General features: G+C 74.8%; 21 protein-coding genes. 14 read left to right on the forward strand and 7 right to left on the reverse strand.

The window, feature by feature from the left end; genetic code table 11:
• Positions 1 to 92: 92 nt before the first annotated feature.
• From D7294_RS02265 to D7294_RS02310, 10 genes are all read left to right on the forward strand, one after another.
• Positions 93 to 779 carry an SDR family oxidoreductase gene (locus D7294_RS02265; protein ID WP_120674790.1) on the forward strand — a complete coding sequence of 229 codons (687 nt, stop codon included), beginning with the start codon at positions 93 to 95 and terminating at the stop codon, positions 777 to 779.
• Between the two features lie 381 nt (positions 780 to 1,160).
• Positions 1,161 to 3,023 carry an AfsR/SARP family transcriptional regulator gene (locus D7294_RS02270; RefSeq protein ID WP_158674548.1) on the forward strand — a complete coding sequence of 621 codons (1,863 nt, stop codon included), beginning with the start codon at positions 1,161 to 1,163 and terminating at the stop codon, positions 3,021 to 3,023.
• Positions 3,024 to 3,349: 326 nt separating this feature from the next.
• Positions 3,350 to 4,366, forward strand: a complete 1,017-nt coding sequence (locus D7294_RS02275; RefSeq protein WP_120674794.1) for a phosphotriesterase family protein — start codon at positions 3,350 to 3,352, stop codon at positions 4,364 to 4,366.
• Positions 4,366 to 4,746, forward strand: coding sequence for a hypothetical protein (locus tag D7294_RS02280; RefSeq protein WP_120674796.1), 381 nt, complete (start codon positions 4,366 to 4,368; stop codon positions 4,744 to 4,746). Before D7294_RS02275 ends, D7294_RS02280 begins: the two co-directional genes overlap by 1 nt.
• Positions 4,747 to 4,761: 15 nt before the next feature.
• Positions 4,762 to 5,604: an SDR family NAD(P)-dependent oxidoreductase gene (locus tag D7294_RS02285; RefSeq protein ID WP_120674798.1), complete on the forward strand. Its 843-nt coding sequence runs from the start codon at positions 4,762 to 4,764 to the stop codon at positions 5,602 to 5,604.
• A 2-nt stretch (positions 5,605 to 5,606) separates the two neighbouring features.
• Positions 5,607 to 6,401 carry a thioesterase II family protein gene (locus D7294_RS02290; protein WP_158674549.1) on the forward strand — a complete coding sequence of 265 codons (795 nt, stop codon included), beginning with the start codon at positions 5,607 to 5,609 and terminating at the stop codon, positions 6,399 to 6,401.
• Positions 6,402 to 6,967: 566 nt separating this feature from the next.
• A complete protein-coding gene (ccrA, locus tag D7294_RS02295; protein ID WP_120674800.1) occupies positions 6,968 to 8,320 on the forward strand; it encodes a crotonyl-CoA carboxylase/reductase in 1,353 nt (450 codons plus the stop codon).
• A 27-nt stretch (positions 8,321 to 8,347) separates the two neighbouring features.
• The gene (locus tag D7294_RS02300) at positions 8,348 to 9,346 is read left to right on the forward strand and encodes a 3-oxoacyl-ACP synthase III family protein (RefSeq protein ID WP_120674802.1); all 999 of its coding nucleotides are present in this window, start codon (positions 8,348 to 8,350) and stop codon (positions 9,344 to 9,346) included.
• The gene (locus tag D7294_RS02305) at positions 9,343 to 10,227 is read left to right on the forward strand and encodes a 3-hydroxybutyryl-CoA dehydrogenase (protein ID WP_120674804.1); all 885 of its coding nucleotides are present in this window, start codon (positions 9,343 to 9,345) and stop codon (positions 10,225 to 10,227) included. Before D7294_RS02300 ends, D7294_RS02305 begins: the two co-directional genes overlap by 4 nt.
• A 297-nt stretch (positions 10,228 to 10,524) precedes the next feature.
• A complete protein-coding gene (locus D7294_RS02310) occupies positions 10,525 to 12,123 on the forward strand; it encodes a hypothetical protein (protein WP_120674806.1) in 1,599 nt (532 codons plus the stop codon).
• Between the two features lie 38 nt (positions 12,124 to 12,161).
• Here D7294_RS02310 and D7294_RS02315 read toward each other — a convergent pair whose 3' ends face one another.
• Positions 12,162 to 12,764, reverse strand: coding sequence for a TetR/AcrR family transcriptional regulator (locus D7294_RS02315; RefSeq protein ID WP_120674808.1), 603 nt, complete (start codon positions 12,762 to 12,764; stop codon positions 12,162 to 12,164).
• Positions 12,765 to 12,885: 121 nt separating this feature from the next.
• Between D7294_RS02315 and D7294_RS02320 the strand changes: the two genes are divergently transcribed.
• Both D7294_RS02320 and D7294_RS02325 read left to right on the forward strand, forming a co-directional pair.
• Positions 12,886 to 13,878 carry an aldo/keto reductase gene (locus D7294_RS02320; RefSeq protein WP_120674810.1) on the forward strand — a complete coding sequence of 331 codons (993 nt, stop codon included), beginning with the start codon at positions 12,886 to 12,888 and terminating at the stop codon, positions 13,876 to 13,878.
• 223 nt (positions 13,879 to 14,101) lie between these two features.
• Positions 14,102 to 15,382 (forward strand): serine hydrolase domain-containing protein, encoded by a 1,281-nt coding sequence (locus D7294_RS02325; protein WP_120674812.1) that lies wholly within the window; start codon positions 14,102 to 14,104, stop codon positions 15,380 to 15,382.
• 166 nt (positions 15,383 to 15,548) lie between these two features.
• Here the strand turns inward: D7294_RS02325 and D7294_RS02330 are convergent, their stop codons facing one another.
• The 3 genes from D7294_RS02330 to D7294_RS02340 form a co-directional block, all read right to left on the reverse strand.
• Entirely contained in the window at positions 15,549 to 16,193 is a 645-nt protein-coding gene (locus D7294_RS02330; RefSeq protein WP_120674814.1) for a response regulator transcription factor, read from the reverse strand.
• Entirely contained in the window at positions 16,184 to 17,410 is a 1,227-nt protein-coding gene (locus D7294_RS02335) for a sensor histidine kinase (RefSeq protein ID WP_120675309.1), read from the reverse strand. The genes D7294_RS02330 and D7294_RS02335 overlap by 10 nt, the downstream gene beginning before the upstream one ends.
• A 325-nt stretch (positions 17,411 to 17,735) precedes the next feature.
• Positions 17,736 to 18,398: a DedA family protein gene (locus D7294_RS02340; protein WP_120674816.1), complete on the reverse strand. Its 663-nt coding sequence runs from the start codon at positions 18,396 to 18,398 to the stop codon at positions 17,736 to 17,738.
• A 605-nt stretch (positions 18,399 to 19,003) separates the two neighbouring features.
• On the opposite strand from D7294_RS02340, the gene D7294_RS02345 reads away from it, so the two are divergent.
• Entirely contained in the window at positions 19,004 to 20,581 is a 1,578-nt protein-coding gene (locus D7294_RS02345; protein WP_120674818.1) for a S8 family peptidase, read from the forward strand.
• A gap of 386 nt (positions 20,582 to 20,967) precedes the next feature.
• Here D7294_RS02345 and D7294_RS02350 read toward each other — a convergent pair whose 3' ends face one another.
• Both D7294_RS02350 and D7294_RS02355 read right to left on the reverse strand, forming a co-directional pair.
• Positions 20,968 to 21,921, reverse strand: a complete 954-nt coding sequence (locus tag D7294_RS02350) for a cation diffusion facilitator family transporter (RefSeq protein WP_120674820.1) — start codon at positions 21,919 to 21,921, stop codon at positions 20,968 to 20,970.
• A gap of 65 nt (positions 21,922 to 21,986) precedes the next feature.
• Positions 21,987 to 22,493, reverse strand: a complete 507-nt coding sequence (locus D7294_RS02355; RefSeq protein WP_241562040.1) for a GNAT family N-acetyltransferase — start codon at positions 22,491 to 22,493, stop codon at positions 21,987 to 21,989.
• Positions 22,494 to 23,037: 544 nt separating this feature from the next.
• Between D7294_RS02355 and D7294_RS02360 the strand changes: the two genes are divergently transcribed.
• Positions 23,038 to 23,790: a GntR family transcriptional regulator gene (locus tag D7294_RS02360; RefSeq protein ID WP_120674822.1), complete on the forward strand. Its 753-nt coding sequence runs from the start codon at positions 23,038 to 23,040 to the stop codon at positions 23,788 to 23,790.
• A gap of 27 nt (positions 23,791 to 23,817) precedes the next feature.
• Here D7294_RS02360 and D7294_RS02365 read toward each other — a convergent pair whose 3' ends face one another.
• Positions 23,818 to 26,301 (reverse strand): SpoIIE family protein phosphatase, encoded by a 2,484-nt coding sequence (locus D7294_RS02365; protein WP_120674824.1) that lies wholly within the window; start codon positions 26,299 to 26,301, stop codon positions 23,818 to 23,820.
• Positions 26,302 to 26,365 lie beyond the last annotated feature (64 nt).

The following is a 26,365-nucleotide window of genomic DNA, read 5'->3' on the forward strand; positions in this document are numbered from 1 at the left end:
CGTTCGGCAAGTTCAGGCAAGACCAGGCAAGACCAGGCAAGACCAGGCAAGACCAGGGAAATCCAGGGAAGTTCGCGAAAGAGGAGAGTGGGATGCGCGTCGTCGTCATGGGTGGCACGTCCGGCATCGGCCTGGAGACCGCGAGGCGGCAGGCGGCCGCGGGGGCCGAGGTGATCGTCACCGGGCGGGACCCCGAGCGGCTCGCCGCGGCGAAAGACGTGGTCGCCGCCGCGGAGCAGGTGGACGGCACCGTCGAGGCCGAGGTGAGCGCCTTCTTCGAGCGGGTCGGCGAGTTCGACCACCTCGTGCTCGCGTTCAGCCCGGGAGCGCTGGGCCTCGGCCCGGTCAAGAGCGTGGAACTGGCCCAGATCAGGGCGGCCTTCGAGGGCAAGCTCTTCCCCTACCTCCAGGCCGTCCAGCAGGCCAGGGTCACCGGGTCGATCACCATGGTCTCCGCCGCGAGCGCCCGGGCCAACGTGCCGGGCACCGTGACCTTCGCCGCGGTGAACGGCGCCATCGACCGCATCGTCTCCCCGCTGGCCGCCGAGCTTGCGCCGGTGCGGGTGAACGCGGTGGCCCCCGGAGCGGTGGACACCAACTGGTGGTCCTTCCTGCCCGAGGAGCAGCGCACGGCGCAGTTCGCGGCGGCCGCGGAGACCGTGCCGGCCAAGCGGATCGGGCACGCCGAGGACATCGCGGAGGCCATCGGCTACCTGATCGGCGCGACCTACGTGACCGGCAAGGTCCTCGTCGTCGACGGCGGGTTCACCGCCGCCTGAGCGGCGGCGGGCAGCGCGTCCTTTGCCCATCCATTGCCGGGGCGCTCCGCGCCGTCGGCCTCGGATATGGCCCCTGCGGGTAAGATGACCCCTTGTGTCTGCGCCGGGTCACCTGCGTGACCTGGTGCCTTTCCGCCCGCCGCCGCCACCGCGGCGGGCGAGTCGTGGACGCGGGGACGGGGGTCCGGGCGTGCGGGTGAGGGGGTTTGCCGAGTCGGCCGGCGCCCGGCTGCCCGGCCATCGCCCCGGCGCCCTGCGCCGCGCGGGCGCCGCGCGCCGTTCCCGGGGGTCCCGCGCCGCACGCGCCGGGGCCCGGCCGAGGGCCGCCCCGTCGACACGGCCTTGTGATGCTTCGGACCCATGACTTCCCGGGAGGATTCCATGCGTTTCTCCGTGCTCGGTCCGCTGGAGATCACAGAGGGGTCGAAGGCCGTCGACGTGGTCGGCCTGCGCCAGCAGCACATCCTCGCCACGCTGCTCCTCAACGCCGGGCACACCGTCTCCATCGGCCGCCTCACCGAGGCCACCTGGGACTCGGCGCCCCCCGCGACGGCCAAGGAGCAGGTGCAGAACTGCCTGTCGATGCTGCGGCGGGCGCTGACCGCGGCGGGCGGCCCGCCGGGCCTGATCGTGAAGCGCCCCTCCGGCTACCTGCTCGACGTCCGCGACCGCGACCTGGACCTGAAGTGCTTTCAGGACCGGGTGACGGCGGCCAGGCAGGCGGCCGCCCAGGGGAAGACGGAACAGGCCGGCCGCGGCCTGCGCACGGCCCTGGCGATGTGGCGCGGGCCCGCACTGGAGAACCTGACGAGCCGGCTGGTCCGGGCGGGCGCCGCCCGGCTGAACGAGCAGCGGCAGACGGTGCTCGAGGAGTGCATCTCCCTTGAGCTCGCCCTCGGCCGGCACCGCGAACTCGTCGGCGAGCTCTCGGCGTTGATCACCGAGTACCCGCTGCGGGAGGAGCTGGCGGCGCTGCTGATGCTCGCCCTGTACCGCTCGGGCAGGCAGGCCGAGGCGCTCGACGTCTACCGCCGCACCCGGCGGGCGATGATCGAGGACCTCGGGCTCGAACCCGGCCTGCCCTTACGCCAGGTCGAGCAGTCCATCCTCACCGGCGACGCCGACCTGGGCGTGCCCGCGGAGGCCGTCGGACTGCTCGACCCGCCGGAGGCGCCGCGCCGCACGATCCCCAGGCAACTGCCGCCGCCCCGCGGGGACCTGGTCGGCGTGGAGGAGGCGATGTGCCGGGTGCCCGAGCAGCGGGAGCCCACCGCGCGGCCCCTCCCCGAGGCGTACCTTTTCACCGGCGGGATCGGGGTGGGCAAGACGACGCTGGCCGTGCAGCTCGCCCACCGCCTCAAGGAGCGCTACCGGGACGGGCAGCTGTTCGCCGACCTGCGCGGCAGCCGGGCGGAGCCCACGCCGCTCGGCGCGGTGGTCGCGATGTTCCTGCAGGCGATGGGCATTCCGGTGCCCGACCGGGTGGACGAGCGCATCGCCGAGTACCGCAGCGCCCTGGCCGAGCGGCAGATGCTGGTGGTGCTCGACGACGTGCCAAGGGAGGACGTGCTGCGGGAGCTGATGCCGCCCACCCCGGGCTCCGCGCTGATCGCCACCAGCCGCGCCCGGGTGTTCGGCAAGGACCTGGGGCACACGGTGCAGCTGGGCACGCTCGGCGACCGGGCCGCGCTCGACCTGCTGGCCGCCACGGTCGGCGACGGCAGGGTCGAGCGGAACATCCCCGGGGCCATGCGGGTGGCGGCGCTGTGCGGGAACCTGCCGATCGCCCTGCGCGGGGCCGCGATCCGGCTGGCGGGCAAGCCGCACTGGAGCGTGGACCAGTTCGCCGAGCTGCTCGACTCGGACGAGCGCCGCTTCGCCGAGCTGGAACGCGGCGGCCCCCGCATCCGCGCCCTGTTCGAGGTCCCCTACGGCAGGCTCAGCGCGCAGGCACGCCTGGTGTTCCGCGGCATGAGCGAGCCGGACAGCTGCCCGGTCACGGCGGCCCAGGCCGCGGCGCTCCTCGGACTGCCGCTCGACCTCGCCGAGGAGGCTCTCGAAGAGGCCGTGGACGCCAGGCTGATCGAGGCCGCCCGCTTCCCCGGCGGCGAGGTCGCCTACTGGCTGGCCGAGCTCCAGCGGGTGTTCGCCCGCCAGTGCGCCGCCGAGGCGGGCGGCGGCGACGCCGGCGCCGCCCGCCTTTCCCCCGTCCCTTCCCTGAGCGCGAAGTACCTGGCCGGCTAGGCACACCGCGCCGGCCGCCATGGAAATGCCATACGCCCCGCGGGAGTTCGCCGCGCCCGCGGGGCCGGGACGCGGCACCCTCCCGAGCCGCCGGCCCTCGCCGGCCCGGTGCGGGCGTCCCACGCAACGCCCCGCGCGGCGCCTCGCCGGCGCGGCCACCCGGCCGCGCGGCGAGTTCCCGGGAGACGCCCGGGAGATCCCCGGGGGGTTCCCGGGAGACGCCCGGGATTCCCGGGAGAACGGCCGCCGGGCCCCGGCAGGGTGCCGCGGCGGCCGCGAGCCGGAGCCCGCCCCGGCGGGCTCCTCGTCAAGGAGGGCTGTGCACCATGGAACACACGACGCCGACCTCGGGCACCGCGACCCACGTGCCGACCGTGCGCGGTCCGGTGGACGCCGAGGACCTCGGCCCGGTGCTCACACACGAGCACGTCTTCGTCCGCGATCTCGAATTCGGCCTGAACTACCCCCGGTTGTGGGACGGCAACACAGGCGTCACCGAGGCCGCCCGGCGCCTGGAGAACGCCTGGGAGCACGGGGTGCGCACCCTCGTCGACATGACGGTGATCGGCCAGGGCCGGGACCTCGGCCTGATCCGCCGGGTCGCCGAGCTGACCCGGGTGAACATCGTCCTGGCCACCGGCCTGTACGCGCTGGACGGCCTGCCGCAGCTGCTGCGGCTGCGCGGCCCTGGCACCCCGCTCGGCGGCCCCGACCCGCTGGTGGACCTGCTGGAGGCCGACGTCCGCACCGGCATCGCCGGCTCCGGCGTCAGGGCGGCGCTGGTGAAGTTCGTCTGCGAGAAGACCGAGGACGACGCCACGGTCCGCAGGCTGGCCGCCGCGGCGGCCGAGGTGCACCGGCGCACCGGCGTGCCCGTCGTGGTGCACACCGAGCCGGCCAACACCAGCGCCATGAAGGCCCTGACCCTGCTGGGCGACCTCGGCGTGGACCCGCACGACGTCGTCCTCGCCCACGCCGGCGACATCGCCGACCCCGGCTACCTGCGGGAGCTGGCCGCCAGCGGCGCCTACCTGGGCTGCGACCGCTTCGGCATGGCCGCGCTCGGGCCCGACGACCAGCGGATCGCCACGGTGGCGGCCCTGCTGGTGGAGGGCCACATCGACCAGGTGCTGCTCTCCCAGGACTGCCCGGCGTTCATCGACCACGTCACCGAGGAGCAGCGCGCCCAGCTCAACCCGGACTGGGACTACGCGCACCTGCACAGCCGCGTGGTGCCCCGGCTGCTGGCCGAGGGCGTCAGCGAGAAGGAGATCGACGCCCTGTTCGTCGCCAACCCGCGCCGCCTGCTGACCGCCGCTGCCCGCCGCGCCGGGGCCGCGTGATGGCCGGCGCCGAGCCCAGGCCGGTGGTGGAGAGCGACCCGGAACTTCCGCCCTGGGAGGCGCTGCGGGCGCCGCTGCTCGTCGACCGGCCCGGCATCAGGTGCTGGGTCGAGACCGTCGAGCCGGGCGAGACCAGGCCCCTGCACACCCACCGCCATCCCTGGGTGACCGTCGTCGTCCAGGGCGCCCACGGCGAGAACCTCTCGCCCCAGGGCGAGGTGCTCGCGGCCGGCGAGCTGGTCACCGGGCACGTCGGCTACAACGGCCCCGAGCGGCTGCCGTTGCGGCACTGCGTCCGGAACACCTCCGACCGGACGCTCGTCATGGTCGCCATCGAGCTGCGCGCCGAGGAAGGCCCGCAGGCCCCGCACACTCCCTGAGAAAGGCGCGCCCTCATGGTTCCCCCGAAGATCGCCCTCGTCACGGGCGCCACCTCCGGCCTCGGCCGGGTCCTCGCCAGGGCCCTGGCCGAACGCGGCTTCCACCTGCTGATCCACGGCCGCGACGCCGCCCGCGCCGCCGCCGCGGCCAAGGACGTGGAGGCGGCGGGCGGCACCGCGGAGGTCTTCCTCGCCGACCTCGCGGACCTGGCCGAGGTCCGCCGGCTGGCCGGGCTGGTCGCCGCGGCGCACCCCCGGCTCGACGTCCTGGTCAACAACGCGGGCCTGGGCGGCGGGCCGCCCCCGCACCTGACCCGGGAGGCCAGCGCCGACGGCTTCGAACTCCGGCTGGCCGTCAACTACCTGGCCCCGGTGCTGCTGACCCGGCTGCTGCTGCCGGCGCTGCGGGCCGCCGCCCCGGCCAGGATCGTCAACGTGGGCTCGGTCGGCCAGTCCGCGCCCGACTTCGACGACCTGCACCTGGAACGTGGCTACGACGGCGCGACGGCCTACTGCCAGAGCAAATTCGCCCTGGCCGCCTTCACCTTCGACCTGGCCGGGGAACTCGAAGGGAGCGGGGTGAGCGTCAACTGCGTGCACCCGGCGAACTTCATGGACACCTTCCAGGTGCGCGAGGCGGGCGTGCGGCCCTGGACCACGGCCGCCGCGGGCGTGCCGCCGGTGCTGAACCTGGCCGTCGGGAAGGCGGGCGAGCACAGCGGCCAGTACTTCAACGGCCTCTCCCGCTCCCGCGCGCACGGCGAGACGTACGACCCGGCCGTGCGGCAGCGGCTGCGCGAGGTCACCGGCCGGCTGCTCGCCCCCTTCCTCGCCGGCCCCCGCCCCGAGGAGGGCTGACCGTGCCGGGGCAGCCGTCCGCGGCGCGGCCGGGGCCCGCGGCGCGGCCCGCGGCGCGGCCCGCCCCGGGGGCGTGGTGGTCGCCGCTGTACGCCCCCGCGCGGCCGCGCGGGCGCGTGCTGCTCTTCCCACACTCGGGCGGCGGCCCCCACGCCCTGCTGCCGCTTGCGGCGGCGCTCGGCGAGGAGGCCGAGGTCCTGGGCCTGACCCTGCCGGGCCGCGACCACCGTTTCGCCGAGCCACCCGCAAGCCGGGTGGCCGGGGTGCTCGGCTCGGTGGAGCGCGAGGTGCTGCCGCTGCCGCCGCTGCCGACGGCGTTCTTCGGGTGCAGCCTTGGCGCGTTGCTCGCCGTGCACGTGGCGGCGCGCTTCCCCGGGCTGCCGGCCGGTCTTGTGCTCGCCGCCCAGTCGCCGGGAAGCCGCCGCAGGTGGGTGGACGAGGCGGAGACCGAGGAGGAGCTGCTGCGGGTCTTCGACCTGGCGGGCGGGCTGCCGCCGGCGGTCCTCGGCGACCCGGAGACCCGGGCGGGGCTGCTGGCCCGCCTGCGCGCCGACCTGCGGCTGGGGGCCGAGGCCGGGCGGGACTTCGGCCGGCTGCGCGCCGCCTGCCCGCTGACCGTCTTCGGCGGCCGCCTCGACCCGCTGGTGCCCGTGGACTGCCTGCCTGGCTGGGCCGCGCAGACCGGCGCCGAGTGCCGCGTCGTCCCGCTGGAAGGCGGCCACTTCGCCTTCCTCGCTCCGGAGAACCGCCCGCGGGTGGCGGCCGCCCTCCTGGCGGCGCTGCGCGCGGGCGATTGAGCCGGGCGACCCCCGCGCCCGGCCGGACGTGCCGTGACAGCTCCCGGTCGCGGCACGTCCACCTTTTCGCCGCCGCGGTGCCCCTTCGCGCCGCGTGCGGGCGCCTCCGCTTCGGCCCTTCCCGGGGTCACCCCCGGTTCCGCCCGCGCCTCCCCGGCGTTTTCGGGGCGCCGCCCTCCCCGCTTCCCGCGCCGCGCCGGCGTGTGCCGGGCGCCCTCGCGCGCTCCCTGCCGCCGCCACGGCGCCGCCTGCTGCCTCCCGCGCGCCACCCCGGCGCCCCCCGTCGTGCTCCCCGTCGTGCTCCCGGTGCCCCGGTGCTCCCGGTGCCCCCGGTGCGCCGGTGCGCGGGCGCGCGGGCGCCCGCGCGCGGTGTGCCACGGTGCCGCCGCAGCGCGTGACGGCAGGGTGACGCCGGTGTAACGGCCTCCGGGACACACTGACCGCGCGATGTGCGGCCGGGCCGAAGGACGTCCGCCGCCGGGCGCTCCGCCGCAGGACCGCCCCCATCGCGCCGGCCGCCGGGCCGGCTCTCGCAGCCACGCACGGCAAGGGGCCAGGGAGGCCGCATGGATGCTCTTGGTGAAGCAGTGCTCAGCGGAGAGGCGCCCGAGCGGTGGCAGAGTCTGCCGCCGCCCACGGAGTACCTGGCCGCCCACACCCTGGCGGAGGAGGTGGACGCCTTCCGCGGCGTCGCCGACAAGGACGTGCGCAAGACCCTGCACGTGGGCCTGGTCCCGATGCCCGAGATCGCGCCCGACGAGGTGCTGCTCGCCGTGATGGCCAGCTCCATCAACTACAACACGGTCTGGTCGGCGACGTTCGAGCCGGTGCCCACCTTCGCGTTCCTGGAACGGCTCGGCAGGCAGGGCGGCTGGGCGGCCCGCCACGCCAGGCCGCACCACGTCCTCGGCTCGGACGCCTCCGGCGTCGTCGTGCGGGTGGGCGCGGGCGTGCGGCGCTGGAAGGCCGGGGACCGGGTGGTGGTCAGCTGCGTGCAGGCCGACGACCAGGAGCCCGCCACCCACGCCGACGGCATGCTCGGCGGCGAGCAGCGGATCTGGGGCTACGAGACCAACTTCGGCGGGCTCGCCCACTACACGGTGGTCAGGGCCAGCCAGCTGCTCCCCAAGCCGGCCCACCTGACCTGGGAGGAGGCGGCCAGCATCCCGCTGACGGCCGCCACCGCCTACCGGATGCTGATCAGCGACCGCGGCGCCCGGATCAAGCAGGGCGACATCGTCCTGATCTGGGGCGCGACCGGCGGCCTCGGCGGCTACGCCGTCCAGCTCGTCAAGAACGCCGGCGGCATCCCGGTCGGCGTGGTCTCCTCCCACGCCAAGGCGGAGTTGCTGCGCGGCCTCGGCTGCGACGTCGTCATCCACCGTGGGGAGATCGGCATCGGCGCCGCCCCCGAGTCGCCCGCGCAGACCATCGAGTACGGCAAGCGGCTCGGCCGGGCCATCCGCAAGGCCGTCGGCGAGGACCCGCACGTCGTCTTCGACTTCATCGGCCGGGCCACCTTCGGCATCTCCGTGTTCGTGGTCCGGCGCGGCGGCGCGGTGGTGACCTGCGGTTCCAGCACCGGCTACGTGCACCAGTTCGACAACAGGTACCTGTGGATGAACCTGAAGCGGATCATCGGCAGCCACGCGGCCAACCTCCAGGAGCAGGCGGAGTGCATCCGCCTGGTGAGCCTCGGCATGCTCTCCCCGATCCTCTCCGAGGTCCACCCGCTGGAGGACGTGGGGGAGGCCGCCCGCCGCGTCCAGCGGAACCTGCACGTCGGCAAGGTCGGAGTGCTCGCCATGGCCCCGGCGCCAGGTCTCGGCGTCACCGACCCGGAGCTTCGGGCCCGCATCGGCGAACAACGGCTCAATCCGCTGCGCCCCGCCGCCACGCGGGAAACCGCGGCCGCCTGACCTCCGCCAGCCCAAGGGAGCAGTCACATGTCCAAGCACGCAATCGGCATCCTCGGCACCGGCTCCTACCTGCCCAAGGAACTGGTCGGCAACGAGGAGGTCGCCCGGCAGGCGGGCGTGACCGCCGAGTGGATCGAGCGCAAGACCCACATCAGCACCCGCAGACACGCCGCCCCCGACGAGGCCAGCTCCGACCTCGCGGTCAAGGCGGCGGAGCGGGCGCTGAGTTCGGCCGGCCTTTCCGTGGCGGAGATCGACTACCTGATCCTGGCCACCTCCACCCCCGACTTCCCGCAGCCGCCCACCTCCTACCTGGTCCAGCACCGGCTCGGCGCGGAGAACGCGGCCTGCCTCGACGTGAACGTCGTGTGCAGCGGCTTCGTCTACGCGCTGGAGCTGGCGCGCGGCCTGGTGACGCTGCACCCCGGCGCCCGCGCCCTGGTGGTGGCGGCCGACGTGTACTCGCGGATCGTCGACGTCACCGACCGCCGCACCGCCGTCCTCTTCGCCGACGGGGCCGGGGCGGCCGTGGTGGGCGCGGTGCCCGAGGGCTACGGCTTCCTCGACACCGAACTCACCAGCCGCGGCGACGCCCACGCGCTGATCCGGATCGAGGCCGGCGGCAGCCGCACCCCCGCCTCGCACGAGACGGTGGCGCAGGGCGGGCACTTCTTCCGGATGAACGGGCGCGCCGTCCGGGAGTTCGTCGCCGGGAACGTGCCCGCGGCGCTGCGGCGCCTCCTGGCCAGGGCGGGCCTGCGCACCGAGGACGTCGACCACTTCGTGCCGCACCAGGCGAACGGCGTCATGATCGCCGACCTGGTGGAGAGCAGCGGCCTGACCAAGGCGCACACCCACCGCACGCTGGAGCGTTACGGCAACGTCGGGGCCGCCTCCATCCCGGTGACCCTGGACGAGGCCAACCACGACGGGTACCTGAAGAAGGGCGACCTGGTCCTGCTCGCCGGCTTCGGCGGCGGCATGGCCCTGGGCACCTCGCTGCTGCGCTGGGGGGCGGCCGCATGACGGAGCAACAGACGGCAAACGCACGGCACGAGTTCACCCGGCTCGGCCTCATCGGCTGCGGCACCATGGGCGCCGGGGTCGCCGAGCTGGCGGCCCGCGCGGGCTGCGAGGTCCTGGTCCGGGTCGGCTCGGCGGCCTCCGAGGCGGCCGGCCGGGGCCGGATCACGGCCTCGATGGACCGGGCCGTGGCCAAGGGGAAGATCACCAAGCCGGAGCGGGACGAACAGCTCGAACGGATCTCGTTCACCACCAGGATCGAGGACCTGGCCGACCGCCCGCTGGTCATCGAGGCGGTCAGGGAGGAGGAGCCGCTCAAGGCCGAGGTGCTCTCCCGGGTGGCCGAGGTCCTGGCGGACGAGCGGGCGGTGCTTGCCACCAACACCTCCTCGCTGCCCATCTCCCGGCTGGCCGGGTGCACCCGGCGCCCCGAGCAGGTGATCGGCATCCACTTCTTCAACCCCGCTCACGTGATGCCGCTGGTGGAACTCGTCCCCTCGCTCCTCACCGGCGCGGACACCGTCGCCCGCGCCGAGTCCTTCGTGCGGGACGTGCTGGGCAAGACCGTGATCCAGGCGCAGGACCGGGCCGGCTTCCTCGTCAACTCCCTGCTCTTTCCCTACCTGTTGTCGGCGATCCGGCTGGTGGAGGCGGGCACCGCGGCCGAGACGGTCGACGCCGGAATGACGCTGGGCTGCTCCCACCCCCTGGGCCCGTTGCGCCTGGCGGACCTCATCGGCCTCGACGTGACGGCCTCGATCGCCCGCGCCATGCACGAGGAGACCGGCGAGCCGCTGCACGCGCCGCCCCCGCTGCTGCTGCGCATGGTCGACTGCGGCCTGCTCGGCAGGAAGTCGGGCCGCGGCTTCTACAGCTACGCCTGAGCCGGGAGGGAGCCGCCGGGCGGGGCGCACGCCGGGCCGCCGCCCCGCCCGGCGTGCGCCCCGGCTCGGCGAGCGCCCCCGCCCGGCGCCCCTCGCCCGGCTCCCCTGCCGGTGCCCGGCGCCCGGGGCTCCGGCGGCGGGGAACGGTGAACTCCCGGGCGCCTGGCGCCAGTCGCCGCGACATCCCCGGCCGGTGCGGCCGGCCGACCGACCGGTCCCGCGTCATTCGGGGTAGGTAAGGTGCGTGGGGGCCCGAAAGGGCTGAGCTGGCGTCAAGTCTCAGGGGTGGGAGGCTGCATGTCCGGAACCGGAGCCGACGGCACGACCGGGTACGGCGGGGGATTCGGGGGCGTGCTTCCGCCGTCCCCGCCGCTTCCCCCCGGCGCCCCGCTGCCACCGGACCGGCCGCCGACGGCGGGGCTGCCGCGGGACCCGATCACCGCGGCGACCGCGGCCCTGGGGAACCTCACCGGCCTGGGCGCCGGCTACCTGTTCCTGCGGCGGTGGCCGCGCGCCGCCCTCGCCTGGCTGGTGACGGCCGCCTTCCTGTTCGCCGTGCTGCCGGTGACCGCCGAGGGCGTGGCCGGGGGCTGGGTGGCGGCCTACCTGCTGTGCCTGGCCGCCCTCGCCGCCGATGCCTGGCGGCTGGCGCGGCCGCCCGCCCCCCGGCGGCCCGGCGTATGGGTCCCGGCCGCCGCCGTGGTGGCCGTGGCCGCCCTGGCGGCCGGCAGCGTCGTGTGGTGCGGCGACGCACAGGAACGTGCGCTGGAACGCGACCTGCGGCAGGAGCTCGCCGCCGCGGACGCGCAGGTCGCCGCGGTCCGTTCCGACCCCTTCGACCAGGCCCGTGACGGGTACGACAGCGCGCTCGCCACCTACCTCGGCGTGCGGGCTCACCACCCGTCCACCGACGCGGCGGCCGAGGTGCCGGCCCGTATCGACGCCCTGTACGAGGCGGCGACGGCGCCCCGCGGCGGGCAGGACGGGTGCGCCGGACTCGAGCCGCTGCGCTACCTCGCTGACCTGCCGGAGGACTGGGACGACGCCGAGGCGGAGCGCCTGGCCGAGCGGGCCGTGGCCGAACTGCCCGAGCCGCTGCACGCCTGTGGCATGCAGCACCTCGACACGGACCCCGTGGCGGCGGCGGAGCCGTTCACCGAGTTGCTGTCCGAGCACGGCGACAGCGAGTACGCCACCGGTCTCGCGGAGGAGCTCGGGGCCCGCCAGGGACAGGCCGTCGGCGCCCTCGAAGGCGACACCGCCTGCGAGGCCCTCGACGAGATCCGCGGGCTGGCCGGGCTGTTCGGCCGGCTGCCGGGAGCCGACTTCTCCCGGCTGGCCGAGGAGGGTGCCGCGGCCGAGCCCGACGGGCTCTACGAGTGCGGCGTCAGCCGCTTCCTGGCCGGCGCGTTCGAGGACGCGAGGAGCACCCTGGAGGAGCTGATCCAGGACCACCCGGAGGACGGGCGGGTGGACCGGGCGCGCGACATCGTGATCGCCGCCAGGATCGCGGCCGAGGTGCCGGCCGCCGGGGAGGAGCTGCCCCCCGAGTCGGGCGGCGGCGGGGCCACCGTGCGGGTCGAGGTCTACAACGACTCGCCCTACGAGCTCGAAGTGCTCTACACCGGGCCCCGCACCGGCCGCGACACGGTCGAGCCCTGCGGCGACTGTTCCGTCTACCCGGCCGGCACCGGCGAGGACGAGTTCTGCCCGCGCGGCACCGACTACCCCCACACCGTGCTGAACCTGCCCGCGGGCGAGTACCAGCTGCTGTTCGGGACCGCCGACGAGGAGATCCGCCCGAACGGCGCGTCCGACTCCTTCGACTCCGCGTACATCTACACGTACTGCAACTACGTCACCGAGGACAGCCTGCTGCCGGGCACCGACGTCTGACCGCGGGGCCGGGGGGACCGGTCAGGCCCCGGGCGGGGTCACAGGCGGTCGGGCTGCGGGGTGCCCGCGCCGCGGAGCAGGGTGTCCACGACGAGCGTCGCGAGGGCGCCGGTGTCCAGCTCCTCCCTGCGCTGCGCGGCCTGGTGGATGAGGGCGTAGTAGACGCGGCGCGTCCACGGGATGTCGACGTCGGCGCGCAGGACGCCGGCGTCCCTGGCGCGGCGGAACAGCCGTTCGCAGGTCTCCCGGACCTCGGCGTGGATGCGGGCCACCTCCGGATCGACCGAGGACGCCTGGCTCATCGCGAACCCCCAGCCGACCTTGACGTCGAGGACGTTCGCGGTGGTCTGGTAGAGGGCGACCAGCGGCGGGGCCGTGTCCGGACGGGCGGCATCGACCGCCGCGGCGAACCGCCGGGTGGCCCACTCCGCCAGGGCGTCGACGAGCGCCTCCCGGGTGGCGAACCGCCGGTGCACGGTGGTGCGGGCGACGCCCGCGGCCTCGGCAATCTGCTCCATCGTGGCCGCGGGATCGCGGCTGAGCGTGCGTTCCGCCGCCTCCAGGATCGCCGTCATCGTCCGCTCGGCGTCCGCGCGCAGCGGCCGGCCGCCGCCCGCCTTCGGCCGCCTCTCCGTCTTCATGGACGAAAGCATACGGCAGCGTCGCCGCTCCTCGGCAACTTGCATCATTGATGTTGCAAGTCGTAGCTTGTCCGCGTCCCGCTTGACGCGAGTGGGGATTCCTTCCCGAAAGGTTGGCGCAGTGGAGTACACCCGCCTCGGCCGCAGCGGCCTCACGGTGTCCCGGCTCGTCCTCGGCACCATGAACTTCGGATCGCGCACGCCGGAAGAGGACAGTCACGCGATCATGGACCGGGCCCACGAGCACGGCATCACCTTCTTCGACACCGCCGACTCGTACGGCGGGCCGCCGGGAGAGGGCCGCACCGAGCGGATCATCGGCCGGTGGCTGGCCCGGGGTGGCGGCCGTCGCGAGCGGACCGTCCTGGCCACCAAGGTCTACCAGCCGACGGGGGAGTGGCCCCACGAGCGCGGGCTGTCCGCGCTGCACATCCGGCGCGCGGTGGAGGCCTCGCTGACGCGCCTGCAGACCGACTACCTCGACCTGTACCAGATGCACCACGTCGACCGGGACACGCCCTGGGAGGAGATCTGGGAGGCGTTCGACGTCCTCCGCCGGCAGGGCAAGGTGCTGTACTTCGGCTCCTCCAACTTCGCCGGCTGGCACCTCGCGCTGGCCCAGGAGGCCGCGCGTGCGCGGCACTTCCTCGGGCTGGTCAGCGAGCAGTCGATCTACAACCTCATGAGCCGCTGGGCCGAGCTTGAGGTGCTGCCCGCCGCGCGGCACTACGGCCTGGGCGTGATCCCCTGGTCGCCGCTGCACGGCGGCGTGCTCAGCGGCGTGCTCCGCAAGCAGCGGGAGGGGCTGGCCGAACGCAGCGGCTCGGGCCTGTGGGCGGCCGCACTGGCCGAGCGCCGGGAGGCGGTCGAGGACTACGAGACGCTGTGCGCCGAACTCGGCGAGGACCCGGCCCATGTCGGGCTGGCGTGGCTGCTGGCGCAGGAGGGAGTGACCGGGCCGGTCGTCGGGCCGCGCACGGCCGGGCAACTCGACGGCGCCCTGCGCGCGTTGGAGATCACCCTCGACCCGGACACCCTCGGCAGGCTGAACGCGCTCTTCCCGCCCCCGGCACCCAACGGGGCCAAGCCCGCGCCCGAGGCGTACGCCTGGTGAACCCACCGCCCCACCCCCCGAGCCCGGCCCGCCGGCGGGAACCCGGCCCGAGCCCGGCCCGCCGGCGGGAACCCCGCCCGCGAACGGCCGCCGGCGGGAACCCGGCCGCGAACGGCCCGCCCGGCCGGCGTATGGAGGGCATATGGACCGGCCATCGGCCGCCGAGCGCGCTCCCCGGATAGAAGTGCGGGGGCAGTGCACCAGCGAGAGACAGGTGAGGTCCATGACGACGACTCGGCGAACGATGCTCGGCCTCCTGGGAGCGTCCGCCGCCTCCGGGGCCGCCCTGGCCGCCGCGGCGGCCCCGGCCTCGGCGGCCACCGCGGGGGCCGCGGGGGCCACGGCCCGGCACGGCGCCCGCGGGGGAGCCGACGGCGGGATACCGGAAGAGCTGCGCCCCGGGGGCGAGTTCGACCGGTTCGTACGGGAGCAGGCGGAGGCGGGGGAGTTCTCCGGCAGCGTGCTGCTGACGTATCACGGGCGGCCGGTGCTCGCCCGCTCCTACGGCATGGCGGATCAGGCCCGCGGCATCGAGAACGGCCCTGGCACCCGCTTCGCGCTCGCCTCGGTGACGAAGCTCTTCACGGCCGTGGCCATCGCGCAGCTCGCCGAGGCGGGCGAGATCGACTACGCCCGCACCGTGGGCACGTACCTCGACGGCTTCCCGGAGGAGGTCGCGGGGAAGGTGACGGTGCACCACCTCCTCACCCACACCTCGGGGCTCGGCGACCTGTTCCAGATCCCGGGCTTCGAGCAGACGGCCGCGGGGTGGACGACCCTCCAGCAGGCGATGGACGGGGCAACGGACCTGATCCGCGGCACCGGAACGGACTTCACGCCGGGAGCCGGCTGGCAGTACAGCAACTCCGGCTACCACGTGCTGGGCGCGATCGTCCAGGAGGTGTCGGGCCGGTCCTACTTCGACTACATCCGCGAGCACGTCTTCCGCGCGGCCGGAATGACCGACTCGGACTTCTTCACCGCGGAGCAGTGGCGCACCGACCCGAGCCTCGCCCACCCGTACGCCCTCCAGCCCTCGGGAGAGCGGGAGGACGTCGTCGACCGCAAGAACTTCGTGGGCAGCCCCTCCGGGGACGCGTTCGCCACCAGCGGGGACATGGCCCGCTTCGCGGACGCGCTGCTGGGGGAGCGACTGGCGGGCCCGGCGTTCACCGAGATCACGCTCGGCGGGAAACTCCCGAACGTCGGCTCGATGCAGGGCCCGGGACAACCCGCCCCCGCCGCCGCCTCGAACGGCGCGGCACCCGCGGCGGCCGGCCCCGCGCGCGCCATGTTCCAGTGCTACGGGCCGATGCGGGTGCTGCTGAACGGGCAGTGGGGCATCGGGCACAGCGGCGGGTCCCAGGGCGAGTCGACCGACGTGCAGATGTACCCGGCCGGCGGCTGGGTGTCCGTGGTCCTCTCCAACATCGACTACCCGCAGGGGACCTTCCCGCCCGTGGTCGAGAAGGCCCGCGTGCTCATCACCGGCACCGGGGAGTGACCCCGGCACCGGCCCTGAGGCACCGACCCCGGTGACCGGCCCGGGCCCGAGCCGCCGGACCAGGGCGGCCCGTGGCCCCGGCTCCCGAGCCGCCGCCGCCCCGGGCTCTGGCCGCCGCCGGATTGGGCCGCCCGCGGCCCCGGGAGAGGGAGCGCCCGGGGCCGCCTCAGGAGTCCAGGTAGCGCAGGACGGCCAGCACCCGGCGGCTGTAGCCGGTGGCGTGCGCGAGGCCGAGCTTGTCGAAGATCGCGTTGGCGTTCTTCTCCACCGCGCTGACGGACACGTGCAGCTTCTCCGCGATGGCCGCGTTGGTGTGGCCCTGGGCCATCTCGGCGAGCACGGTCCGCTCCCGCGGGGTGAGGCGGCTGAGCGGGTCGGCGTGCGTGGTGCGGGCGAGCAGCTTGCGGACCACCTCGGAGTCGATCGCGGCCCCGCCCGCCCGCACGCGCTCCAGCGAGTCGAGGAACTCCTCCACCTGCGCGACGCGGTCCTTCAGCAGATAGCCCACCCCGGCCGCGTCCGAGGACAGCAACTGGGCGGCGTAGTGCCGCTCGATGTGCTGGGAGAGCACGAGCACCCCGAGGCCGGGCCACCGCTCGCGGATCGCCAGGGCCGCGCGCAGGCCCTCGTCGGTGTGCGTGGGCGGCATCCGGACGTCGACGACGATGACGTCGGGCGGCTCGCGTTCGACCGCGGCGACCAGCGACTCCCCGTCCCCGACCGCGGCGAGCACCTCGTGGCCCTCCTCCACCAGCAGCCGGACGAGGCCCTCGCGCAGCAGGGTCGAGTCCTCGGCGAGAATCAGGCGCACGGCAACTCCGCGGTGATCGTGGTGGGCCCGCCGGGCGGGCTGCTGACGGTCAGCCGGCCCTCCAGGCCGGCGACCCGGTCGCGCAGGCCGGCCAGGCCGCCCCCCGCCGGGTCGGCGCCACCCACGCCGTCGTCGGTGACCCCGACGAGGACGGCGCCGCCCACCCGCTCGACCCGCACCCGTATGCCGCGGGCCCCGGAGTGCTTGGCGGCATTGGTGACGCACTCGGAGACGACGAAGTAGGCCGCGGTCTCCACGGGCTCGGGCAGCCGTCCGGTGAGGCGGTAGTCGAGGCTGACCGGGAGGGCGCACCGGTCGGCCGCGCCCGCGAGCGCCTCCTCGAGCCCGAGGCTGTCCAGCGCCGTCGGATAGGCCCGCCACGCCACCTCCCGCAGCTCGCCGATCACCTCCTGGGCCTCGGCGTGCGCCTGGGTGAGCAGGGCCAGCGTCCGCTCCGGCGTGTGGTGGCGCCGGGCGCGGCCGAGCAGCATCGCCAGCGCCACCAGCCGCTGCTGGAGCCCGTCGTGCAGATCGCGCTCGATGCGCCTGCGTTCGGCGTCGACGGCCCTGATGACGGCGGCGCGGCTCGCGGCCAGCTCGGAGATGCGGCGTTCCAGCAGCTCCCGCTCCGAGGGGCCGAAGCACTCCTGGGCCAGCCGGCGCTCCAGCGTGGCCAGGCTGACCAGGCCCTGCAGGTCGAGAAAGAGCAGGGCGCCGCCCAGGAGGGCCTGGCCGAGCAGCTCGGCCCAGCCGATGTCGCCGCGGGCGACCGCGAGCACCACGAGCACGGCCAGCAGGGCGCCGAAGCCGAGCAGGCCGGCGACGATGCCCGTCAGCACGCCCGCGTACATCCGCCCCGCCAGGTAGTGCAGCGCCTTGCGCTCGTCCCAGCCGGCCGGGTACCGGTCGCGGAAGAACCGGCGCCGGCGCCTCCGCTCCAGCTCGGCCAGCACGCGGGCGCCCGCGGTCAGCACCCTTCGCGCCCGCGGCCGGGTGCGCGGCCACAGCAGGAGCGGGCCCAGGGCGGCGCCGACGAGGAGGAAGTAGGCCAGGTCGATCAGCGCGGTGCCCAGGCCGAGCAGCGCGCCGAGGACACGGCGGACCGCCGGGGCCCGCGCCTCCCCGGGGACGGGAGGCGCCTCGCGGCCGGGGCCGGCCGCGTCCGGGGCGAGGGGAAAGGCGGCGGGCGGACCGCCGCGGACGACGTTCGGCCGCACGCGGGCCGAGCCTAGCGAGCCGGCCACGGGCGGACAAGGCCGTCCGGATGCGCCGGTATCGGGCACGGGCGCTCCTTTCGCTGGTGGGCCGCCGCACGCAGGGCGGCGACAGGAACGGACGACAGGGAACGGACGACAGGGAACGGGCGACAGGAAACGGACGGCAGGGAACGGACGACAGGAAACGGTGACGGTGCAGGGCGGCAGGGAACGGGCGGACGGGGTGCGCGGGCGGGACGGGAGGGAGCCGGGAGGGGGCCGGGGAGGGGACCGGCCGCGGGGCAGGGCGCGGCGTGCGGGTGGGGGCCCGGAGGGGGATTGGGGGTCAGGGGCGGCGGTGGGCGCCGGTGGGCCCGCGTCCGCGCAGTCTGACGACGACGAAGGCGGCCACCGCGAGCGCGGCCAGGACGAGCACCGCCTTGGTGAGCAGGCCGACGTACGACTCGACGCGGTCCCACTGGTCGCCCAGCCAGTAACCGGCGAGCACCAGCACGGTGTTCCACAGCAGGCTGCCCAGCGTGGTCAGGGCGAGGAAGCGGGGCAGCGGCATCCGCTCCACGCCCGCGGGAACGGATATCAGGCTGCGGAAGACGGGCACCATCCGGCCCAGCAGGACCGCCTTCGTCCCGTGCCGCGCGAACCACTCCTCGGTGCGCCGCAGGTCGGCGACCTTGACCAGCGGCAGCCTGGCCCATATCGCGTACATCCGCTGCCTGCCGAGCAGGGCGCCGAGGCCGTAGAGCGCGAGGGCGCCGACCGCGGAGCCGAGCGTCGTCCACCACAGGGCGGAGACCAGGCTGAGCACGCCGCGCGCCGCCGCGAAGCCCGTCAGGGGCAGGATCACCTCGCTCGGGATGGGCGGGAACAGATTCTCCAGGGCGATCGCGAGGCCGGCGCCCGGGCCGCCCAGCGTGTCGACGAGGTCAGCGGCCCAGCCCGCGAAGCCGCCGGTGGGCTGGTCGGGGAGGGACTGATTCACGAGCGGCATGGGGCACCTCGAAATCCGGGAAGCGCAAGGGGCGAACGAGACAAGCGGGAGACAAGCGGGGGACGAGCGAGAGACGGCGAGGGGCGGGAGAGGGACGAGAAGAGGGACGGGAAGAGGGGCGGAAGAGGGACGGGCAAAGGACGAACGACGGATACACGAAAAGCACGTCAGAAATTCACGAGAAGAACACGCGGGTGGCTCGGGATCGACTCGGGGCCGATGCGGGAAGGGGCTCCGAGAGCCGACGCGGCTCGCCGGCCCCCGTCTGGGAAGAAGCCTAGGAATCCCAGCTCACCGCCGGTATGAGGGTGGCCGCCGACCTTTTCTCCGCTACTCCGCAGTGCCGTACTGCGGTTTTCCGCAGGGTGCGCCCCGGAGGCAGGAAGGCGCGGTCCGCCGCGCGGAAGCGGCGGCTTGGCGGCGGGGGAATGTCCCACCGTGACCGCTGTGCTTCACCGACATGTCGTTCATGTGACTCGCCGGTAGCGACTCTTGTCAATTCCTGGACGGGCTTGGAAGATTCGAGAGGTGATCGCGTGACCATGGATTGTCATGTGCACGTCCATCACACATCAGCGCACCACCGATGAGGAGGAGAACCCTCGATGGCAGTGATGCGAACGCCGGGTCGAGTCGGGACCGGTGCGGCCGTGGCGGCCGCCACCCTGCTCGGCCTGGGACTCGGCGCGGCGGTTCCCGCCGTCGCCCAGGCGGACGACGGCGCACGCGGCGTGATCGCCGGGGCCGGCTCCGCCGACGCGATCGACGGCAGCTACATCGTCATTCTCAAGGACAGCGCCTTTTCCGCGACGTCCCAGCGCGCCGAGACACTGGCCGACAGCCACGACGCGAAGGTGACCACCGTCTACCGCCACGCGCTCAACGGCTTCGCGGCCGAGATGAGCGAGGCGGACGCCCTGGAACTCGCCGCCGACCCGGCGGTCCAGGAGGTCGTGCAGAACGAGACGGTGCACGTGGCCGAGACCCAGACCGACCCGCCCTCGTGGGGTGAGGACCGGATCGATCAGCCGGACCTGCCGCTCGACGACAGCTTCACCTACCCCGACTCGGCGGGCGCCGGCGTGACCGCGTACGTCGTGGACACCGGAGTCCGTTACACCCACGAGGAGTTCGGCGGCCGGGCCGTCTTCGGCTTCGACGCGTTCGGCGGCGACGGCAGCGACGGCTACGGCCACGGCACGCACGTCGCCGCCACCCTCGCCGGCGAGACCTACGGCCTGGCCAAGGAAGCCGACATCGTCTCCGTCCGCGTGCTCGACGAGACCGGCTCGGGCACCATCGACGAGGTCGTCGCCGGCGTGGACTTCGTCGCCGGCGACGTACACGGCCCGGCCGTGGCGAACCTGAGCCTGGGCGGCGGCGCCAACGACGCGCTCGACGAGGCGGTGCGCAACGCCATCGACGCGGGGGTCGTGTTCGCGGTCGCCGCGGGCAACGACTACGGCGACGACGCGGCCGGTACCTCGCCCGCCCGCGTCGAGGAGGCCATCACCGTCGGGGCGAGCGACGAGACCGACGCCAGGTCCTACTTCTCCAACGTCGGCTCCGTCGTCGACCTCTTCGCGCCCGGCAGCGAGATCACCTCCGCCTGGAACACCAGCGACACCGCGAGCGACACCATCTCGGGCACCTCGATGGCCACCCCGCACGTCGCCGGCGCCGCCGCCCTCTACCTGGCCGACCACCCCGACGCCACCCCGGCCGAGGTGCAGGACCACCTGGTGGACTCCGCGGTGTACTACCGGCTCACCGACATCCCGGCCGACACCGTCAACGCGCTGCTGCACATCGGCGGCGAGGGCGGCGCGCCCGAACTCCCCGACGGGCCGCGTTTCACCAGCTCGGGCACGGTGCCGATCAACGACTACGAGACCTCGGAGTCCACGATCGACGTCAGCGACGTGGGCGTCCTCGACGGGCTGTTCCAGGTCGAGGTCGACATCACCCACACCTACATCGGCGACCTGACCGTCGAGCTCCGGGCGCCCGACGGCACCACCCGGGTCCTCCAGGACCAGAGCGGCGGCTCCACCGACGACCTGAACGCGGTCTACACGCTGAACGGCTCCGGACTGGACGCGGATGGCACCTGGACGCTCTCGGTGACGGACAACGCCGGGGCGGACGAGGGCCGTCTCAACTCCTGGGCGCTGCAGTTCTGATCGGGAACGAGCGGATTCGGGCGGTATGCCGAACGATGCGAACGATGCCGAACTATGCCGAACGAGGCCGAACGAGGCCGAACGGCGCGGGCGGGCCGGCCGGGCCCGCCCGCGCCACGGCCGGCGGCCTTCGGGAGGGCGCGCCGGGGGCCCCGGCTGATCCCCGCGGTGCCCCGCCGGCAGCCGCCGCTCGTCTTCCGCCGGCCGTCCGATCGTTTCCCGGCCGTCCGGGCCCGTTCCTTCGGCCGCAGGTGACAGGAAGCGACCGGAAGTGACCGTCCCGGCCCCCGAGGCGGCCGGAGGCGCACACGAAGGGGCCGGTGCCCCGCGGCGCGACGCGCGCCGTGGGGCACCGGCCCCGCCGCCTTCGCGGGGCGGGCCCGGCGCTACGCCTTCCCCGGGTCGGCCTCGGCCGCGGCCGGCGCGGCGGAGTCCCGGTAGATGTCGGGCTCCAGATAGATGACGCGGGCGATGGGCACCGCCTCGCGGATGCGGCTCTCCGCCGCGTCGATCGCGCGCGCCACCTCGCCCGCGTCGTCTCCGCTCTGCACGCCGATCTTCGCCGCGACCAGCAGCTCCTCGGGGCCGAGGTGCAGGGTGCGCATGTGAATGACGCGGGTGACCCGCTCGCCGTCGACGATCGCCCGCCGGATCGCCGCCACCGACTCGGGGCCTGCCGCCTCGCCGATCAGCAGCGACTTGGTCTCCACCGCAAGCACCAGCGCGATGATCACCAGCAGCGCGCCGATGCACATCGTGCCCACGCCGTCCCAGACGCCGTCGCCGGTGATCAGCGCGACGACCACGCCGACCAGCGCGAGCGCGAGGCCGAGCAGCGCGCCGAAGTCCTCCAGCAGCACCACCGGCAGCTCCGGGGCCTTGGCGGTGCGGACGAACTGCCGCCAGGACTGCCGCCCGCGCAGCTCGTTCGACTCCTTTATCGCGGTGCGGAAGGAGAAGCCCTCGGCGCAGATCGCGAAGATCAGCACGCCCACCGGCCAGTACCAGTGCTCGACCTCGTGGGGGTGCCTGATCTTCTCGACCCCCTCGTAGAGGGCGAAGACGCCGCCGACCGAGAACAGCACGATGGAGACCAGGAAGGCGTAGACGTAGCGCTCCCTGCCGTAGCCGAAGGGGTGCTCCTCGCTCTCCGCCCGCTTCGCCCGCTTCCCGCCGACGAGCAGCAGGGCCTGGTTGCCCGAGTCGGCGACCGAGTGCACGCCCTCGGCCAGCATCGACGAGGAACCGCTGAATCCTGCCGCCACGAACTTGGCCGTCGCGATGGCCAGGTTGGCCCCCAACGCGGCGACGATCGCCCTGGTTCCGCCTGACGCGCTCATTGCTGCGGGTCCCCCTTCGAGTCTTCCGTGCCTTCGGCCGCACATTCTTGCAGGGGCACCGGGCGTCACATGGAGCGGCGCATGCAGACGCGCGGCCAGCGCCCGAGTCCGGCCGCGCGCTCCCGGCGCACGATGGCGCGCAATCCGGGGGTGAGCTCCTCCTCGGCGAGCGCCGTGAAGCCGCAACGCGCGTAGTAGGGGGCGTTCCACGGCACGTCGGCGAACGTCGTCAGCGTCAGCGCGGCGTACCCGCCGGCGGCGGCGTGCCCGGCGAGGTGCTCGATCAGCGAGCGGCCGAGGCCGCGGCGGGCGCGGGAGGGGTGGACCGAGACCTGCTCGATGTGGAGGCCGCCGTCCACGGGCGCCGCCACCAGGTAGGCCACCGGGCGATCCCGGTCGTCGGCCGCGACCCACGCGAGCCCGGCGCGCTGGTGGACGGCGAGCTCCGCCAGGGTGGGCGGCTCGTCCTCGGCGATCTCCGTCATGCCCAGCTCGCGGAACGGCGCGCCCGCGGCCCGCTCTATCTCCTGCAGCAGCGGCAGTTCCCTCAGGCGCGCGGTTCTGGTGTGCACGGGGTCATTGTGGCGGCCGCGGCGGGAGGGGCCGACGCCGCCCCGGCGGGTGCGGCGGGCGCCCGGCCGGCCGACGGGAAGCCGGGAGGGGGCCGCGGGAAGCCGGGAGAGGCCGCGGGGAGGCCCATGGGGAGGCTCATGGGGAGGCCGCGGGGGCCGTGGGGCAGGGCGGCGGAGGGGCGGGGCGGCGCGGCGGCGGAGGCGCGCGGAGCCCCGGGTCATCACTTCGGGTGAATCTTTGGCCGCCCCTTGCGGGCGGACACGTTCTGTTGTCACTCTGTTGCTGGTTGTCAACGAATCCCCATGTCGTCGACGCCCGAGCCGGCTTCCGGGCCGGTCCCGCCGCTTCCGTCCCTCCGGTCCCCGTCCCCCTCGTCTCTCTTCCTTCCCCTTCGTCACCCTTCATCCCCCTTCGTCCCTCTTTCGTCCGTCTTCGTTCCCCTTCATCTCTCCTCGTCCCTCCTCATCCACCCCGTCCTCTGAAACCCGACCCGTCCCCCACGCAGCTTCTCGCCACCTGTGGGAGCACCCCTGGGAGGGCCACGTGCCGTTCGGTGAACAGCCCGCATATCTCCGAGTAGCGGAAGACCTTCGACAGCAGATCGCCGACGGGAGCCTGCCGCCGCACACCAGACTCCCCTCGCAGGCCAGCATCCGCGCCAAGTACGGCGTGTCCGACACCGTGGCCCTGGAGGCCAGGAAGGTCCTCATGGCCGAGGGCCTGGTGGAGGGCAGGTCGGGCTCCGGCACCTACGTCCGGGAGCGCCCCGTGCCCCGCACGATCTGCCGCAGCGGGTACCGCACGCTCGGCGAGTGCTCGCCCTTCCGCCAGGAGCAGACCGACGAGCGGGTGCGCGGCACCTGGGAGGGCCGCAGCGAGCAGGCCGAGGCCGGGCCCGCCGTGGCCGAGCGGCTGCGGATCGAGCCGGGCGACCCGGTGATGTGCACCCGGTACGTCTTCCGCGCCGAGGGGGAGCCGGTGATGCTGTCGACCTCCTGGGAGCCGCTGCGGCTCACCGGCCGCACGCCCGTGATGCTGCCCGAGCAGGGGCCGCTGGCCGGGCGGGGCGTGGTGGAGCGGATGGCCGCGATCGACGTGGTCGTGGACAACGTCGCCGAGGGCGTGGGCGCGCGTCCCGCGCTCGCCGACGAGGCCAGGCTGCTCGGCGGGCTGCCGGGCCACGTGGTGCTGGTCATCGAGCGGACCTACCAGGCAGGTGGCCTGCCCGTGGAGACCGCGGACGTGGTGATCCCCGCCGACCGCTTCCGCGTCGCCTACCACCTGCCGGTCCGATGAGCGCCCCGCCGCCCCTCCCGCGGGCGCTCAGGGCAGGTCGAGTTCGCACCACACGGTCTTGCCGACCGGGCGGTTCCGCGTGCCCCAGCGCCGGGACTGCCGGGCGACCAGGTGCAGCCCGCGCCCGCCCTCGTCCTCCGCCGTGACCCGCCGCTCCCGGGGCGGTTCCGGCACGGGGTCGGTCACCTCGACGAGCAGCGAGCGGCCGCGCACCAGCCGCACCTCGATGGGGCCGCGGGCGTGCCGCACCGCGTTGGTGACCAGCTCGCTCACCAGCAGTTCGGCGCGGTCCACGAGCTCCGGCAGGTCCCAGGCGCGCAGCGTCTCGCGCACCCCGCGCCTGGCCCGGCGCACGATCTGCCGCTCCGCCGTGAAGGTCCAGCTCGCGACCCGGTCGCCCGGCAGGCCGCCGAGCCGGGCCACCAGCAGGGCCAGGTCGTCCGAAAGCCGCTCCTCGGTGCGCGGGCGCACCTCCCCGACCACCCGGTCGCAGACCTCCTCCAGCGGGGCGCCCGAGCCGACGGCCCGCGGCAGCAGTGCGCACAGCCGGTCCAGGCCCTCGGTGATGTCCTCGCCCCGGGTCTCGATCAGCCCGTCCGTGAAGAGGACGAGCAGCGAGCCCTCCGCGAGTTCGATCCGCAGCTCCTCGAAGGGGGCGTCGTCCACCCCGAGGGGCGCGCCCTGGGGGAGTTCGAGCGGCGCGGCGCGCCACGCGTCCCCCTCCCGGGTGACGAGCACCGGCGGCACGTGCCCGGCCTTGGCGAAGGTGCAGACGCCGCCGGCCGGGTCGTAGACGGCGTAGATGCAGGTGGCGAGCAGGGGGTCGTCGGAGTGCTGGGCGATGTCCCGGCCGATGCTGTTGAGCCGCCGCAGCAGCTCGGCGGGCGCGAGGTCGAGCCCGGCCAGGGTGCGGACCGCCGTCCGCAGCTGGCCCATGGTGGCGGCGGCCCGCAGCCCGTGCCCCGTCGCGTCGCCGATCACGAAGGCCACCCGGCCCCCGGCCAGCGCGATGACGTCGAACCAGTCCCCGCCGACCTCGGCCCCGCTGCTGCTCGGCACGTAGCGGTGGCCGGTCTCGACGCCGGGCAGCCGCGGCAGCGACTGGGGGAGCATGCTGCGCTGGAGCATCAGCGCGCCCTCCCGCTCGCGGGCGTACAGCCTGGCGTTGTCCAGGAGGATGCCGGCCCGGGTGGCCACCTCCATGGCCAGCGCCAGGTCCTCGCGGTCGAAGGGGACCCGCCCGCCGGTCCTGCCGATCACCAGCAGGCCGAGCACGGTGCCGCGGGCGCGCAGCGGCAGGGCCATCAGCGACTGGACCCCGAGGTCCTCGTAGATGACGGACCTGGGGTCGGGGCCGACGGCCGCCATCAGCTCCTCCCTGGTCTCCGACAGGTGCGGGGTGCCGGTGGCGAGGATGGCGCCGAAGAGCGGCCCCGGCTGGAAGGCGCATCGCTGGTTGGGCCGCAGGCGGTGCCGGGCCGCCGCGTTCCCCTCCTGGGTGCCGATGCCGAGCTGGACCAGCCACTCCGAGCGCCGCTCGGCGGCGCTCGGCGGGTCCCCGCCCCCGGCGACCCGTTCCAGGAGCGCGACGGTGACGTAGTCGCCCAGCCGGGGCGCGAGGGCGCCGGCGAGCGCCCCGCAGATGCGCCGCATGTCGAGCAGGTCGCCCAGGGCGCTGCCGACGTCGTCGAGCAGGGCGAGGCGCTGCCGGGCGCGTTCGATCTTCTCCAGCGCCTCGCGCCGCTCGGAGACGTCCATCACGGTGCACCCGACGCCGATGACCTCGCCCCCCAGGTCGGTGAGGCGGCCGAGCGAGAGGGAGTGGGCCCCGGTCCCGTCGGGGGAGGGGACGATCAGGTCGGTCACGGACTCGCCGGTGCGCATCACCTCCCGCTGGATGCGGGAGATCTCCCGGGACATCGGGGCGGGCAGCACGTCGGGCACGGCCTTGCCGACCAGCTCGGTGCCGTGCCTGCCGTACAGCCGGGCGAGGGCCTCGTTGACCCGGGTGGCGCGCAGCTCGGTGTCGAAGACGGCGATGCCCAGGGGGGAGGAGGTGAACAGCCCGTCGAGGGTGGCCAGGTCCTGCTCCACGGCGGTCGCCTTGCCGCGCTCGATGACGCTGGCGAGCACGGCCGGCTTGCCCTCGGCGTCCCGCAGCAGCCAGGCCCTGGCCGCCAGCTCGACGACATGGCCGTCCCGGTGGCGCAGCGGGACGGGGACCGCGCTGCGCCAGTGGCCTTCCCGGAGCAGGGTGCGGTGGGCGTGGCGGGCGCGCTCCGCGTACACGAAGGGGTGCGCCACGGCGACGAAGTCGGTGAGCGGCCTGCCGACGGCCTGCCGCTCGCTCCAGCCGAGGATCGCCGCGGTGGCCGGCGCCCACAGCCGCACCCGGCCGCGGGTGTCGAGGATGGCGGTGCCGATCCGCAGCAGGTCGAGCAGCGAGCGCCGCGCCCGGCCGCCGGTGGAGGCGTCTTCCGGGCCTCGCGGATCGGAAGGTTCTGTCGTCACGCCATGCCCCCGTCGGGTCTGGGATAAATGTCCCTTTTACCCGATTGTGCATGGTGTGCCGAGG

This window comes from Streptomyces hoynatensis (assembly GCF_003626535.1).
Taxonomy (GTDB): Bacteria; Actinomycetota; Actinomycetes; order Streptomycetales; family Streptomycetaceae; genus Streptomyces; species Streptomyces hoynatensis.